Genomic DNA, 15,564 nt, shown 5'->3' on the forward strand with positions numbered 1-15,564 from the left:
TTTATAAATTTAGAATAGCATGATTCTATGAAGATAAACCATCCTAGTAAAAACTATTACAGCATTTTATGCTCAATAATCTCAACAAAACGAGCTGCAGCTCTCGTCAGTGGAACACTTTTTAACGAACAGGCGCCGATACTCCTTTTTGGAATCTTTTCAACGAGCTCTACTTCATTCAATAAACCATTGGTTAAGTATTCCTGAGAGAATTCTTTCGTTACACAAGCTATTCCTAAATTGATTTTTGCAAACTCCAATAACAAGTCATGCGAACCTAATTCGAATTCTGGTGCTATCCGTATACCTTTTGAAAGTATAAAGTCTTCTACATATTTCCGTGAATTCGATTTCGATTCTAGAAATATTAAGGGCAACTTCACTAATTTATCGAAGCTAATGGGTTTAGATAATATACTTTTGTATTTCTCTCCACAGACAAAAACGTCGTGAACATCCGTAAAGGGTCGAAGCTCCAGCGTCGGATCATCTAATGGAAAATTACAAATGACAATATCCACTTCTCCCGCTTTTAGGATTGAAATCAATTCTAATGTCGTACCATTTTCAATTTTATATTTAATATTTGGATATCGATTGTGGAATACTTCTAAATAAGGAAGTAAATAATACCTAGAGATGGTGTCGCCAACGCCGATTCTTAATTCACCGGCGGTTAAGTTTTTGAATTCCAAAATCTTATCTTCACCAACATGCAACAGGTTAATTGCTGAATTGGCATACTCAAAGAGAAGCTGGCCTTCATGAGTGAGCGTCACACCCTTGGGCGTACGATTAAACAGACGCACGTCTAGTTCCCTTTCCAACTGCATAATCGCTTGACTGACTGCCGGTTGAGTCATATACATATCTTTAGCCGCTTCGGAAAAACTTTCACTTTTTCCGACCTGACAAAACACCTTGTATAAATCTAATTTGCTAACCATATAAGCACCCCTTATACCTACCATTCGTTATATTAATTTTACTTATACCATTAACCTAGTGTATATTACAAGTAGATACTTATCATAACTGACAGTGACGTTTATGTTAGTAAGGAGCGATTTGTGTGGAAAGAGTTGTAGGAACAGTTGCGAGAGGGCTTCGCTGCCCGATTATTAACGAAGGCGATAACATTGAAGAAATCGTTGTAGACAGCGTTTTAAAAGCTGCTGAAATTGAAAAACTAACCATTAATGATAAAGACATTGTGTCCATAACTGAATCGATTGTTGCACGTGCACAAGGGAACTATGCGACGATTGATCATATTGCTACAGATATTCAAGCTAAATTTGAAGACGATACGATTGGCGTCATTTTCCCCATTTTGAGCCGTAACCGTTTCGGGAATTGTTTACGTGGGATTGCCAAAGGTGCGAAAAAGATTGTGTTAATGCTTAGCTATCCTTCAGATGAAGTCGGTAACCACTTAGTTGATCTTGACATGCTTGATGAAAAAGGCATCAACCCTTGGACCGATGTGCTGACGGAAAAAGAGTTCCGTGATCTTTTCGGTATTAATAAACATGCATTTACGGGTATTGATTATATCGAGTACTATAAATCATTAGCTGCTGAATTTGGCACTGAGTGCGAAGTCATCTTCTCCAATAAACCAGAAACGATTTTGGAATATACAAAAAGCGTTCTCGCTTGTGATATCCATTCAAGAATTCGCACAAAGAAAATCTTGAAAGCCAATGGTGCAAAAAAGGTGTACAGCCTTGATAACCTGTTAAATGAATCAATCGATGGCAGCGGTTATAACAAAGAGTTTGGCCTTTTAGGTTCAAACACCTCAACTGATGACGGAATGAAATTATTCCCGCGTGATTGCCAACCCGTTGTCGACAATATTCAACAAATGTTAAAAGACAAAACTGGTAAAACGATAGAAGTAATGGTTTACGGAGACGGCGCATTTAAAGACCCTATCGGAAAGATTTGGGAATTAGCGGATCCAGTCGTATCCCCTGCTTACACTGCAGGACTTGACGGGACGCCAAACGAAGTAAAACTGAAATACCTTGCAGATAATAATTTCGCTGACTTAAGAGGCGACGAGCTAAAACAAGCAATCTCGGAGTTCATCGATACCAAAAATGACGACCTTACAGATTCCAAAGAGTCTTTAGGAACAACACCTCGAAAACTAACGGATCTAATTGGTTCATTAGCTGACTTAACTTCAGGTAGCGGGGATAAAGGCACGCCGATTGTCTTCATACAAGGTTATTTCGATAACTTCACAAAATAATACATGCGAAAACACCACCAACATGGAAAATTGTTGGTGGTGTTTTATTATCGTTTCTCACTGTATTTACGTTAACGGATTAGCTATAGAAGACTTGTATTTCCTTTTATCGCTTACTTTATGACTTCAATAAAATGTTTTAATATCCGAGCCGTTAGCCCCCAGATTGTGTACTGCTCATAGTCAAAGAACCATTCTTCAATTGAATGCGTTCTCCATTGATATTCGGCACCATTCGCTATCTTTTCAAAGGGAAAGTTTGCTGAAGGTACAGGTTCAACAGATACCGAATGCATATAAGGCTCATAATTCAATAGCCATTCGACCGGAACAGTAAATACCTCTTCAACCTCATCTGTGTTATAAGAAGGAATAATTTGATCATAATCTATGATAGCGACAAATGGATAGACAACAAATGTCGGGGAGGCAATATAAGGGCTTAACCCGCGTGTATGCGAGACCGTCTTCGGGTCTATCCCCAACTCTTCATGCGTTTCCCGCAAAGCAGCCGCTAAAGGAGTTGGATCCGAGGCGTCAATCCGACCACCTGGAAAACTAATGTCGCCAGGTTGCCTTCTCATTGTGGCTGAACGCACTTCGAAAAGAATATGCCATTCCCCGTTCACTTCAACTAATGGTATTAAAACAGCTGAACGGAAAGCAGTGTCCTCCCCTATAAATAGAGGCTGACCTTTGTTCAGCTGGTTTTTCAGTTTATCTAAGAACAAAGAATTCTCCTCATTTCAATGATTATATTAGTAATAGCGTATCACTAATTATGAGTGAAGAAGAATAGAATTGTAGACAAAAATTCATCTTCTTTAAATCAATCCCGGTAGCGCATTGCCAATCCCTTCAAGAAATTTCTGGCATACCGATCGCCGCATTCCTTGTAATTTCGGTGCCCTTCTTTTCTGAGTACAGCACTCAATTCGCTATTGGACAGAATGGTTCCTGTGTCACTTAAGATATCAAGCATATCTTCACTGGTAAGTGTAAGTGCAATTTTTACTTTCTTTAACAGGATATTATTCACGTTTCGATCATTCATTGTCATTGGAACTGGTTTTTCAGAATCAGATGCCCCTCTTTTAAATGTGATTAAACCATTTAAAAAGGATTCTAACATGTTGTTATCGAGTTTTTTCTTATAGTCATTCGCCTGGAATTCCTCTTCATCTACTTCATGACCATCTTTTTTTACTTTGGATAAAATCGCTTGAATATCATCTTTTGCGATTTCAATACCGCCCAATCCAAAAATCTCAACCATTTCAGCATCTTTTAGATTCAATGCATAGCGCAATCTAGTTAAAATATCATTATTATTCATTTTTATCATCAAAACCTTTCTGATTTATATTTGTAATAAGGTAATTATCGTTAAACTACTCCAGCAGCTCTTCTGAAAGTAGCGTAAACCCTTCAATCATCGTATCTTCTTCTACCTCAATCAATAAGCAGCGCTTACCATTGACATTGACCTGTCTGACATATCTCAAATCCTGCGGGCTAATGGCGATATTTGCGACTTTCGTTTGGATTTTAATCGATTTCGACGTATAACTCGGAACAACGTGGCTTGCTTTCAGTTCGTATGTTTCATCTTCAATCACTTGTTGGAAAGCTCTTTCCACTTTTTCCGAATTCACTTCTTCCACACCGCTCGCCTTCAGCACCCGGGTAACCTCTACCGTATCCAAAGTAGGAATGCTTTCCCCTACCTCTTCATCGTCTTCCACCTCCAACATGCGTTGGATTTCATCATACACACCTGCCAGAGTTTTTGTATCCATCTCATCACCAACAACCGATTTCACAATTTCTTCAAAAACAGCTTTATCATCGTCGGCTGTCATGATTTCTTCCCCGTTCAGCACATTCTCAATAAATTGGTAATCCGGCTTATTCGCTTTACCAGCAGCATAAAGGATGTGATTAACATCTGCCGCGTTATCTGTGAAGCAGGGGAACAAGAATCCGCCAATTGGCGACGTTAAGTTGACGACCGGATCAAGCATCGTAGGCGACCTAAATTCCTTCTCGGTGAAATCAAATACCAGTGACCGTTTCGGCAATACAGTCTGGTTCATACTACAAAGGATAAAAGGCGTGGTGTACACTTCATCCCGATCAGCCACTTCCCTTTCATCACTACGGCGTTTCGTTGGTTTGAAGTAGTCCCCGCGAATGAAAGTAATCACCACGTCCTTTTCATATTGAACGTCTTCGAACATCTTTTCAGCGATTCGTTGCATAGCCGCTTTCCATTCTTCTACATCTTTCGAATGGAGGCTTTCATATAAAAGCTGCTGTGTATGATCTGTTTGCTCTTCCTCTGGACGCTTGAACTTCACCTCAAACAGTTTCACACCCAATTTCCCGCCTAAGACCTTTTTAAAGTTTGTAAGAAATAACTCCTGCTGCTCCATATCCAATAGAGAAAATGACTGACTTTCCTCATGATAGATTTCACTGCTTTCCTGCCTAATATACACCTTGTAAATATCCGCGATTTTTAGTAAATCATTGTCTAACTTAAACTGCTTGCGAATCGCAGCAATATCCTTCTTGTTCATATATAATTCCAACTCCCATACTAGAATGAGTAGCCATATTGACTATAAAATCAAAAAGAGCATCCAAAGCTACTCTTTCACTTTAGACGTTCCTTTATTATAGCAATGTTTTTTAATGATGACAGGAACACAGTCCATTTCGAATAATGATTTCTGGGAATACACGGAAATCACCTCAGGGCTCGTCTAAAAACATAACTACTTGAATTCTAAAATATTGATCAAAAATGAACACTTTGTGAAACATTTCACAAACCCTTGTGAAGTATTTCACAAGGTGTTATGTTTTAGATAGCCAAACAAGAGGAGTTGAACATCTATGGAAAAAGTCAACGTAAAGGAATTTATTAATAAAGTATTAGCAGGCGTTGCGATGGGAATAGTTGTTGGCTTAATTCCCAACGCTATATTAGGTGAATTGTTTAAATACCTATCCCAATACCATGAAATATTTGCTACCTTGCAAAGTGTTGTTGTGGGTATCCAATTCACAGTACCGGTAATTGTCGGGGTACTAATAGCTATCCAATTTAAAATGAACCCGCTTCAAACAGTTATTGTAGGTACTGCAGCATTCGTTGGTAGTGGGGCAGCCAGCTTCCAAGAAAACATGTGGGTTTTAACTGGTATCGGGGATTTGATTAATACGATGATTACAGCCAGTATTGCTGTACTAATTATTCTCCTTATTAAAGATAAACTCCAAAGTCTAACGATTATCTTTCTACCCATTATTGCCGGAGGTATTGCAGGTTTTATAGGAATTTTATTGCTACCATATGTGCAATTACTTACCACAGGAATCGGACATGTCATTAATAGTTTTACAACTTTACAACCATTAGTCATGTATATTCTCATTGCAGTAGCGTTCAGCGTTTTGATTGTTTCTCCAATTTCAACCGTAGCTATTTCCATGGCCATTGGACTTTCGGGTTTAGCTGCCGGTGCTGCGAACATTGGTATTGCCGCGGCAGCATGCATGCTTGTTATTGGAACGGTAAGGGTTAATAATAGCGGCGTTCCGATTGCTGTCTTTTTAGGGGCTATGAAAATGATGATGCCAAACTTATTAAGACATCCAATCATTACAGTACCAATTGGATTAACGGCGGTAGTGACAGCTATTACCGCAAACTTTTTTGGAATCCAAGGTACAAAGGAGTCTGCAGGATTTGGTTTTTCCGGTTTAGTTGGCCCGATCAATGCGATTAAATTTATGGAAGGTAGCATGTTAGGGAATGTTTTCACCTTAGCCACTGTTTATTTTATCCTACCGTTTGTCGCTGCGTTTATTATTCATCATTTATGTACAAAAGTTTTCAAGCTTTACGATCCTTCAGTATTTAAATTTATTACAGAAGAAAGTGGGAATGAAAAATGAAAAAAATAATGATGTTTACTATTCGGGAACATGAAAGAGAAGCTGCAAAAGCTTGGGCAAAAAACAACCAAGTAGAAGTTACATTGTCTGAGGATGTATTAAACATGGAGACCGTTGAACAATTAAAAGGATACGACGGTGTTACTACACAACAAACAGGGAAATTAGATGATCGTATTTATGAAAGGTTAAATGAGTTAGGAATAAAGCAGATTGCCCAACGAAGCGCGGGATATGATATGTACAATCTTGAAAAAGCATCAAAAAATAACATTATTATCTCCAACGTACCGAGCTATTCACCAAACTCCATAGCAGAGTATGCTGTAACATCAGCTTTACAACTTGTGCGTAAAACCCATTTAATAGAACAAAAGGTTATGAAGAGAGACTTTAGATGGCAAGTTCCTATTATGGCGAAAGAGATTAAAAGCCTAGAAGTGGCCATTATTGGTACGGGGCAAATCGGCCAAATAACAGCGAAAATCTTTAATGGTTTTGGTTCTAAAGTTGTCGGCTACGATTTATATCCAAACGAACAAGCGAAGCAATACCTTGAATATAAGGAAAGTATTGAAGAGGCAGTTGCAAATGCAGACATCGTTTCCATTCATATGCCTGCGACAGCGGATAATCATCATTTATTTAACGAAGTATTATTTAATCAATTTAAAGACGGTGCAGTCTTTATCAATACGGCAAGGGGTTCCATTGTAGATACAAAGGCGCTACTTCAAGCATTGGATAGCGGTAAGCTTTCTGGGGCTGCGTTAGATACGTACGAAAATGAGAGCACCTATTTCCCCAAAGATTTCCGTGACAAAGAAATTTCTGATCCGATACTAGAGGAATTAATGATGCGCCAAGATGTTATCTTAACACCACATATCGCTTTTTATACGGATATCGCAGTTAAAAACTTGGTGGAAGGCGGACTAGATGCATCCCTATCCGTAATAAATACTGGTACGTATGAAACAAGGGTGAACTAAAAAGGTTATGCTCTCCTCGATGATTTAAACCCCCGATAAGTGGACACTTTAAAAAGTTGACCCAATCGGGGGTTTTTCTGTTAAGAAAACTTATATACTTTTAAAAAAACTTGGAATTACCGCCGCATTTCAACATGCTTGGCCCTATTTATGATAAGGTTCATTTTTCATAATTTTAAACGCCCGATACACCTGCTCCATCAAAATCAGTTTCATCAGTTGATGCGGAAAAGTCATTTTCGAAAACGACAAGAGTTCGTCTGATCTACTATAAATAGACTCATGCAAACCGAGTGATCCACCGATAATAAACGAAACCTTACTTCGACCATATGTCGCAAGTGATTCTAATCCGGCCGCCAACTCTTCCGAAGACTTCATCTTCCCTTCAATTGCCAGCGCAATGACATAATCATTATCACCGATTTTAGCCAGCAGTCGTTCAGCCTCATTTTTCTTTACAATTTCCATATCTGCTTCACTTAATGTTTCGGGAGCTTTTTCGTCAGCCACCTCAACAATATTTATTTTGGCATAAGGTTTTAACCTTTTACTAAATTCTTCAATACCCATTTTCATATATTTATCTTTTACCTTGCCCACAGTCGCAATCGTGATGTTCATAAGTTATCCACCCTTTTTTTATCGTTACAAACACATCTTATGCACATATCCACAGAAGTTATCTACATATTGTGTCCGACTATTTGTTCGCCACAACATACAATGCAGACTCATTACAGTATGTACACTTTGTGGATAACTTCTCGGATTCCGGTACCGCTTTCATTACCGGATAAACTTCTTCTTTTTCAATTAATTCGTCAAGTGCTTGATCTATATGCATTTGACAGCTATAAATTTTCATTAATAACCCTACTTTCGTTCATTTTCTTTTAAACATACTTATTCACAAATTCTGAGAACTATCCACAACTGTGAGAATTGACAAATAAATAAGCGGAACAGCCATCATTTTCGCTACTCCGCCTATTTGTGGATAAGTTATTTAACCTTTAAAACGAATTGCCATTTTCTAGCGTCATTTCAACTTCAAGCAATTGTCCCTCACGATATACTTTCATCGTCATCTTGTCGCCAACTTCTTTTACATTATATAGATGTTTCCGCAAGGCAACCATATCCTCTATTTTTTCGCCATCCATTTCAACAATGACATCATAACGTTGAATATCGGCTTTGGATGCTGGAGAATTCGGAACAACTTCATTAATGACAACGCCTTCTGTAACATCATTCGGTAACTTTAATACAATCTGTTGTTGCGCAGGAATACTCGAAAGATCGATTAATGTAACACCCATTGTCGGACGAATCACTTCGCCGTGCTGTTCAAGCTTTTCTATTATGGGAATCGCTAAATTTATAGGAATGGCAAGGCCGATGCCTTCAACTGTTTCCTGAGATATTTTCATCGAATTTATGCCGATTAACTGACCCGCCATATTAATAAGTGCACCGCCAGAGTTTCCTGGATTTATCGCCGCATCGGTTTGCAATACATCTGAATACCAGTCAACAATCCCATCTTCATTGAAATCTACTGGAATCGATCTGTCCTTACCAGATACAACACCTTGTGTTACAGAACCTGCGAATCCTAACCCCAACGGATTTCCAATCGCGATGACCGTTTCACCCCGTTTTAGCGCATCAGAATCTCCAAACTCCGCAACCGCTTTTACATCAGCGGCATCGATTTCAATAACAGCTAGGTCCGTCCACATATCGCTTCCAACAAGACGTCCTTGTGCTTTTTTACCATCATCAAATGTGACATCGATTTCTTGCGCGCCTTCAACAACATGATGATTTGTCACAATGTATGCTTTTCCATTCTGTTTTTTATAAATTACGCCTGATCCTGTTCCAGTTTCTTGCGTCGTTTCAGATGATGACCAGAAGTCACGAACCGTTTGTAAATTTGTCACACCAACGACTGCGTCAGTAACTGATTGAACAACATCTGTAATGTCTGTGTTAATATCAATCGATAATCGCTCTTCTTGCATGCCGATATTATTTTTTTCACCCGTATTATTTAGCACTTTATTCGATGTGGTTTCATTGGGAAGTAGAAACCATACAAGTAGCGCACCTACAACAACGCCAAGTAATCCATAGATAAACCCGCCGCCTTTTCTGGGAGGTCGAGTTTCTCGCTTTATAGGCCGATCATAATCCGTTTTTTCTATTTCAGGTGAATGTGTTTCGGTATTGTTCAATGGTGTTTTCGACTCAATCGATTCGGATTCAGTCGGTTTATTGTATTCATCCATACGCTTCATCCTTTCTATTCTTTCTTTACTTAAACATACCCTTATTTCGTTCAGTATAACGAAAAAACCTCACCAATTAGAGCGTTGACAACAACTCTTCAGGCAAGGTTTTCCCTCATACTCTAACTAATTCAGTTGGCGCGTCTGCATCCGTGTCAAATAGATGAACGTATTCACCCGTAATGATGCCGCAAGTTTCCAACGTTTGCGTAACACTCATCCTCGCCAAGTCCTTCATATTATTATCCTTACTTAAATGAGATAGGTAAATTTTTGTTTCTTTCTCAAATACAACCTCACTCATAGCCACTGCCGCATCTTCGTTTGATACATGACCAACATCGCTTAAAATTCGTCTTTTGACGGACCATGGATAACGACCCATTTGCAACATGCTAACATCGTGATTACTTTCGAACACAAATGTATCAGCCCCGCTAATGATGCCTTTCATGCGATCGCTCACATAACCGGTATCCGTTATTATCGCCAGCTTTCGATCGTTTTGATGAAAGGTATAAAACATAGGATCTGCTGCATCATGCGACACTGCAAAAGACTCGACATCTAAACTTCCAAATGATTGAACGGTTTCCATATCGAATTGAAAACGTTGATCAAGCGGGATTTTCCCAATGAGTCCATCCATCGCTTTCCACGTCTTTTCATTCGCATAGATCGGTGTTCCGTACTTTCTGGCAATCACACCAAGGCCTTTTATATGGTCGCTATGTTCATGCGTAACAAATATTCCATCCAAATCATCCATTGAACGATTGATATTTGCAAAAAGGCTTTCTAGTTTTTTTCCACTAAAACCGGCATCTACTAAAAATCTATGTTCATCATTCTCTATATATATTGCATTCCCGCTACTTCCGCTTGCGAGTACACTAAAACGCATATCAAAAATCTCCTTGATTTTCTATTTCCAAGTCTTCAACATTCTCATCTATTTCTGGTTCCTCTAGTTCATCTGTAAACTCAATCACTTTACCATCTGTCGCATTGATAAAATAGTCTACAATTTCATCATCCTTTAATTTTACACGAACATGCCATGTCGGTGCAAACACTTGAGTTTTGGTTAATTGAATATGTGTTGAATACCCAAGCGAGATATCTATGACAGTTGAACCTCTTTCCAAGTAATCCTTCGAATACAATGCGTTTATGGCTTCAATCGGCAATAAAATGTCTTTTTTCTTATTGAAATTAATAAACTCTCCAAACATACTTTGCTCGTAACTGATAATATTCTCGTCTTCATCCCAATTAATTGTTAGCATCGCATTTTTGTTGAAAAAGATTGGATAGTCATCAACCTTTTGAAAAAATATCGCCTGTTTTTTTTCCTTATCACGATTCCACAGAACATATTCTTTGCCGTTCAACACATGTGTTGCAAGAAATTGTGAAAACTGTTCTTCACCTTTGGCATTTTTCAATGGATAAGGGACTTCCAACATCGAAATGAGATGAGCCTCGTCTTCGAACGTAAAACTTTGGTCGTCAAACTTCTTAAGTTTTTCTTCTGGAAATTCGGCTATATCCGCTGATACATAATAAGATTCATCAGTAAAGATTGGAAGTTCGCCATAAGATATATCATCTAGTTTCAAAGACTCTTCAATCGATGTTTCGCCCATTACTTTCAGGCTCTGGGCATCATTATGACGGTCCAAATAAAGCGAGTATAGAAAAACATTTAAAATAGAAAACACGACAATCAGAATCGTTTTTGTTTTATTCCAATCCAATCATTTCACCCCCAAAGTTTTCCGGTGAAAAGCGGGTCCAATTGCCTTTAATTCGATAGAACCATGAAGGCTCTAGCATAAACAGGTTCGGATTCGTATCGTGTTTCATATAATACCCTGGAATAATTTCATCGACTAGACTACCCGTAACGTCATCTGATTCCAGCAACATTTTTACAACATCTACACCCGATGGCAGGGAGACCGTTTCAGTTTCAGATGGTAAATTGGAATCTAATATATAATAGGGGCGTTTATAACGAAAAACCCGGTCAACTCCCCATACTTGTTCAATCATTGTTGAAGTAGAATCACTAAAGACTGGTAATCCATGAACATGCAGTTGAAACTTTACCGTACGCGACAAAGGATTCAAATTTGCTAACCTATATTCATTCGACCATCCGCCATGTTCATTAATATAATCAAACACGTCCAGAAATAATTCAGAAGGAATGGATACATCACTCGTTTTCGGTGTTGTTGGATGAACATAATCAAGAATTTTCTTGTCCGTATTGATCGTCATAAGCGCATTATCGTCTTGAAACTCTTCTACATTTTGTCCAACTTGACTGCGACGCACTGCATTTGGATCATTAAATAGCGCATCCCTGAAACGTGATGGACTTATCGCGTCTTGATAATACGTATTTCGAATAATCTCCAATGAGTTTACGGGTATCATTAGTAAACTTTCCTCATTCGTTTTTACTTGGGTATATGGTGAGAAGTTTTTACCTCTTAGCAATATCGTTTGGTTAAACTTCTGCATATCTGGAACATGAACTTGCGCACTATAGCGCCATTTATGCAAACTACTTACAAGATGCATATCCAATCTTGTATTTAATGAATTCCATTCAATAATTACTCGGTCAAATGACGTATCAGGTCCTTTCATCTCATCAATGTTTACAAGGTCTTCAAAGACCCCCAGTGGTATTTCAGTGTGATAAAACAATGTAAAGCTATTTCTTTTATTCAATAACAAATTCAATTTTCCAGCGTCAAAGTTTTGGTCTTTTGATACGACGTCTGATATCGTCCAATTCTTCATCGCCTTTAATATATGTTCAATTTCAGTCGAATCCGTCGTTCCAGTTAAACTGTCTTCAAAACGGAATGTTGACTTGTACGGTTTAATAACATCGTCAATGGTAGCTCTCTTGGAAATGGAGATATCGACGGTCGGTTTTTGTTCTAGTGTTTTTAAGTTTGGCGTATATGTCCAGATGGAAAAAGTTAAGGTAATACTCAAGGCAACGAGCAAGAAAAGAACAACCGACTTAATGATTTCTACTTGTTTCATTCCCACTCACCGCCTTCATCAAGTTCGAACGGCAATGTGAAGAATATTGTCGTTCCTTGTCCTTCTTGGCTCTCCGCCCATATTTCCCCTCCGTGCGCCGCTATCATTTCCCGGGCAATCGCAAGTCCTAAACCCGTGCCCCCCATGGCTCTGGAGCGTGCGCGATCGGCACGGAAAAACCTGTCGAAAATTCGGTTAACGTTTTCATGAGGAATTCCCATGCCATCATCTGAAATCATTACTTTAATGTATTTATCCAAAATGGAGACACCAAAGTAGACATCTCCACCTTCTGGAGAATATTTTAAAGCATTTGAGATAATATTATCGATGACTTGTGTCATTTTATCGGTATCAATTTCGACAAATAACTCGACATCAGGAAGAATCCGCCTAAAACTTACATTTTGCGATTTAGATAATTCAAATCGATCAATGATAAAGTTGAAAAACACATTAAACTCGACCCATTCCTTATGCAAATCATAATCCTGACTATCCATTCGCGATAATTTCAGCAAATCCTCGACAAGTCGTATCATTCTCTCTGTTTCAGTTTGTGTAACGTGTAAAAATGATGGTGCAATTTCTTTATCTTTCCAAGCACCGTCCGCAAGAGCTTCCAAATAACTACGCATCGTTGTTAGAGGCGTGCGTAATTCATGCGAAACATTGGAAACAAATTCACGACGTTCCATATCTATTTTTTCTTGCTCTGTATTATCATGAAGAACGACGATGAGCCCATTGACGAACCCAGTTTCCTTTTGCGTTACTGAAAAACTTGCGCGTAAAACATAGGATCTTTCAATCGTGCTGAAGTCTAGCGCTAGAGACTCTTTAAGCTGTACCAAATCCTCAAAGGTATAGTCGGCTTCAAGGCCAAGTACGGATGTTATAGGCCTGTTCAATACATTATCTGCAGTTACTTTCAACATTTGAAGTGCTGCATCGTTTATGAGCACGACACGACCTTTACGATCTGTAGAAATTACGCCATCAGTCATATTTTCAAGGACCGATTCAAGCTTTTTTCGTTCTCCTTCAGTCGAAGCCTGTGATTCCTGCAAGCGATTCGTTAAATGGTTAAAGGCGACAGCAAGTTGTCCCATTTCATCATTTCCGTATACACGTACTTTGCGAAGGAAGTTACCTTTTGCCATTTCCTGCGCTTGCCTTCGCATATCAGAAACGGGTCTCGTTATTGTCTGAGCAATAAAAATGCCTAAAATAACTGTAATTGTTAAAGAAACGAATGCCCCACCTGCAAGAATTTGATTGATTTCGTCCATTTGTTTATATACTTTTTCGATATTTGATTTTAGATAAAGTGTTCCAATTACTTCATCCTCGACTTTAATAGGGGTTACCCAGACCAAAATTCGATTCCTCGTATGTTCATCAAGATAAGTGTTATCACTCGGTGCCCCAGATGCAATAGACCGTCTTACTGAGTCATCCATTGAACGCTGCCCAACCATCACTTGATTATCCAACGCTGAAGACGCTAGAATTCGATTACGCGAATTGATGACACGGATTTCAATAATATCATCTGAAGGGAACCCTGAAAGGACGGTCCGTAAACTCTCTTCGAGTTTCGGATCGTCCTCAGATCGATCTTTTTGCATTTCTTCTCGCACGCTAAATTCAACAAGTTTCATCCTGTCTGCAATAGAAGTTGTAAAGTTTGTTTTCAATGTTTCCTCAAGCTCTCTAGCAAAATAAAGTCCAATAATTTGCATGGCAATTAATATGAGCAAGACATAGATGAGCACAAGTTTTACGTGAATGGACCGAAAAAAACTAACTTTTTGCATGCTAGTTACTCCTGTTCTGGGTCTCGTAAGTAATAACCAACGCCACGTCTAGTTACAATCCAACCTGGATGGCTCGGATTATCTTCAATCTTTTCGCGAAGCCGGCGAATTGTAACATCTACAGTGCGCACATCACCAAAATAGTCATAACCCCAAACAGTTTGAAGAAGGTGTTCACGGGTCATTACTTGTCCGACATGCTTGGATAGATAATGTAGCAATTCAAATTCACGATGGGTCAACTCAATCGTTTCTCCGCGCTTTAACACTAAATACGCATCGGGCTGAATAATCAAATTCCCAACTGTAATATTGTTGGTCTCATTTTCGTTTTCTTCTGATTCAACTTTCATATGTCTGCGTAAATTCGCCTTCACGCGCGCAATAAGTTCACGGGTGCCAAATGGTTTTGTAACATAATCATCTGCCCCTAGTTCGAGACCGAGAACTTTATCAATTTCAGAGTCTTTGGCAGTTAACATAATGATTGGAAAATCATATTTTTTTCGAACTTCACGACAGACTTCCATACCATCTACCTTGGGTAACATTATATCAAGAAGCATTAAATCTGGCGAAACCTCTTCAACTTTCTTAAGGGCTTCCTCACCGTCATATGCACAATAAACATTAAAACCTTCTTTTTTCAAATTAAATTCGAGTATATCAGCAATCGGTTTCTCATCATCAACAACGAGAATTGTTTTATCTTGCATGTTTAACCCCTTTCCCGCTCTACTAGCGCCTCTTATTCGTTCCTACTACTCTATCACTCTTTACAAGCTTTCGCACGTTCTAAAGCGCAGTAACACGTAGTCATTTAATGGGAATGGTTAACGGACAAAGTGTATAACATGAGTACTTGAATAATATTTTTTGCAAACAAAAAAAGTACAGAAAGAGCATTAAGCATCTCTTCCTGTACTTAAACATTTATTTTAACACACTCAAAGGATTCACAAGCGAACCATTTTTCGTCACTTCAAAATGAAGGTGAACGCCTGTTGAACGACCCGTTGAGCCCATTACACCAATCTTAGATCCTCTTGAGACTGTTTGACCTACGCTAACATTAATCGAAGATAAGTGCGCATACAGCGTTCTGTATCCATTATTATGATCGATTTCGATGCGATTACCATAAGCTCCGC

15 protein-coding genes and 1 pseudogene are annotated in these 15,564 nt (G+C 38.7%); 3 read left to right on the forward strand and 13 right to left on the reverse strand.

What is annotated here, in order from left to right; translation table 11 throughout:
• Positions 1-56: 56 nt before the first annotated feature.
• The gene (locus J4G36_RS16090) at positions 57-947 is read right to left on the reverse strand and encodes a LysR family transcriptional regulator (protein ID WP_210471415.1); all 891 of its coding nucleotides are present in this window, start codon (positions 945-947) and stop codon (positions 57-59) included.
• A gap of 125 nt (positions 948-1,072) precedes the next feature.
• On the opposite strand from J4G36_RS16090, the gene J4G36_RS16095 reads away from it, so the two are divergent.
• Positions 1,073-2,263, forward strand: a complete 1,191-nt coding sequence (locus J4G36_RS16095) for a coenzyme F420-0:L-glutamate ligase (RefSeq protein WP_210471416.1) — start codon at positions 1,073-1,075, stop codon at positions 2,261-2,263.
• Positions 2,264-2,376: 113 nt separating this feature from the next.
• Here the strand turns inward: J4G36_RS16095 and J4G36_RS16100 are convergent, their stop codons facing one another.
• The 3 genes from J4G36_RS16100 to J4G36_RS16110 all read right to left on the reverse strand — a co-directional run bounded on the left by J4G36_RS16100 (position 2,377) and on the right by J4G36_RS16110 (position 4,845).
• Complete coding sequence (locus J4G36_RS16100; protein WP_210471417.1) at positions 2,377-2,994, reverse strand: NUDIX hydrolase; 618 nt, start codon at positions 2,992-2,994, stop codon at positions 2,377-2,379.
• Positions 2,995-3,092: 98 nt separating this feature from the next.
• Entirely contained in the window at positions 3,093-3,605 is a 513-nt protein-coding gene (locus tag J4G36_RS16105) for a YehS family protein (RefSeq protein ID WP_210471464.1), read from the reverse strand.
• Positions 3,606-3,654: 49 nt separating this feature from the next.
• Positions 3,655-4,845, reverse strand: coding sequence for a DUF4317 domain-containing protein (locus J4G36_RS16110; protein ID WP_210471418.1), 1,191 nt, complete (start codon positions 4,843-4,845; stop codon positions 3,655-3,657).
• 319 nt (positions 4,846-5,164) lie between these two features.
• On the opposite strand from J4G36_RS16110, the gene J4G36_RS16115 reads away from it, so the two are divergent.
• Positions 5,165-6,229 carry a PTS sugar transporter subunit IIC gene (locus J4G36_RS16115; RefSeq protein ID WP_210471419.1) on the forward strand — a complete coding sequence of 355 codons (1,065 nt, stop codon included), beginning with the start codon at positions 5,165-5,167 and terminating at the stop codon, positions 6,227-6,229.
• Positions 6,226-7,221 carry a D-2-hydroxyacid dehydrogenase gene (locus tag J4G36_RS16120; protein WP_210471420.1) on the forward strand — a complete coding sequence of 332 codons (996 nt, stop codon included), beginning with the start codon at positions 6,226-6,228 and terminating at the stop codon, positions 7,219-7,221. Before J4G36_RS16115 ends, J4G36_RS16120 begins: the two co-directional genes overlap by 4 nt.
• Before the next feature lie 144 nt (positions 7,222-7,365).
• On the opposite strand, the gene rlmH is transcribed toward J4G36_RS16120, so the two are convergent.
• The 9 genes and pseudogenes from rlmH to J4G36_RS18885 all read right to left on the reverse strand — a co-directional run.
• Positions 7,366-7,845 carry a 23S rRNA (pseudouridine(1915)-N(3))-methyltransferase RlmH gene (gene rlmH / locus J4G36_RS16125; RefSeq protein ID WP_210471421.1) on the reverse strand — a complete coding sequence of 160 codons (480 nt, stop codon included), beginning with the start codon at positions 7,843-7,845 and terminating at the stop codon, positions 7,366-7,368.
• A 79-nt stretch (positions 7,846-7,924) separates the two neighbouring features.
• Positions 7,925-8,089 carry a CxxH/CxxC protein gene (locus J4G36_RS16130; RefSeq protein ID WP_210471422.1) on the reverse strand — a complete coding sequence of 55 codons (165 nt, stop codon included), beginning with the start codon at positions 8,087-8,089 and terminating at the stop codon, positions 7,925-7,927.
• A 148-nt stretch (positions 8,090-8,237) separates the two neighbouring features.
• Positions 8,238-9,530, reverse strand: a complete 1,293-nt coding sequence (locus tag J4G36_RS16135; protein ID WP_246880673.1) for a S1C family serine protease — start codon at positions 9,528-9,530, stop codon at positions 8,238-8,240.
• Between the two features lie 106 nt (positions 9,531-9,636).
• Positions 9,637-10,425, reverse strand: a complete 789-nt coding sequence (locus tag J4G36_RS16140) for an MBL fold metallo-hydrolase (protein WP_210471423.1) — start codon at positions 10,423-10,425, stop codon at positions 9,637-9,639.
• A gap of 1 nt (position 10,426) precedes the next feature.
• Positions 10,427-11,281: a two-component system regulatory protein YycI gene (locus J4G36_RS16145; protein WP_210471424.1), complete on the reverse strand. Its 855-nt coding sequence runs from the start codon at positions 11,279-11,281 to the stop codon at positions 10,427-10,429.
• Entirely contained in the window at positions 11,268-12,593 is a 1,326-nt protein-coding gene (locus J4G36_RS16150) for a YycH family regulatory protein (protein ID WP_210471425.1), read from the reverse strand. The genes J4G36_RS16145 and J4G36_RS16150 overlap by 14 nt, the downstream gene beginning before the upstream one ends.
• Entirely contained in the window at positions 12,590-14,413 is a 1,824-nt protein-coding gene (gene walK / locus J4G36_RS16155; protein ID WP_210471426.1) for a cell wall metabolism sensor histidine kinase WalK, read from the reverse strand. Before walK ends, J4G36_RS16150 begins: the two co-directional genes overlap by 4 nt.
• A gap of 5 nt (positions 14,414-14,418) precedes the next feature.
• The gene (gene yycF / locus J4G36_RS16160; protein WP_210471427.1) at positions 14,419-15,129 is read right to left on the reverse strand and encodes a response regulator YycF; all 711 of its coding nucleotides are present in this window, start codon (positions 15,127-15,129) and stop codon (positions 14,419-14,421) included.
• Positions 15,130-15,346: 217 nt separating this feature from the next.
• Positions 15,347-15,550: pseudogene (locus J4G36_RS18885) on the reverse strand (M23 family metallopeptidase); the annotation flags it as partial.
• Between the last annotated feature and the right edge of the window lie 14 nt (positions 15,551-15,564).

It is taken from the genome of Sporosarcina sp. 6E9 (assembly GCF_017921835.1).
Classification (GTDB): Bacteria; Bacillota; Bacilli; order Bacillales_A; family Planococcaceae; genus Sporosarcina.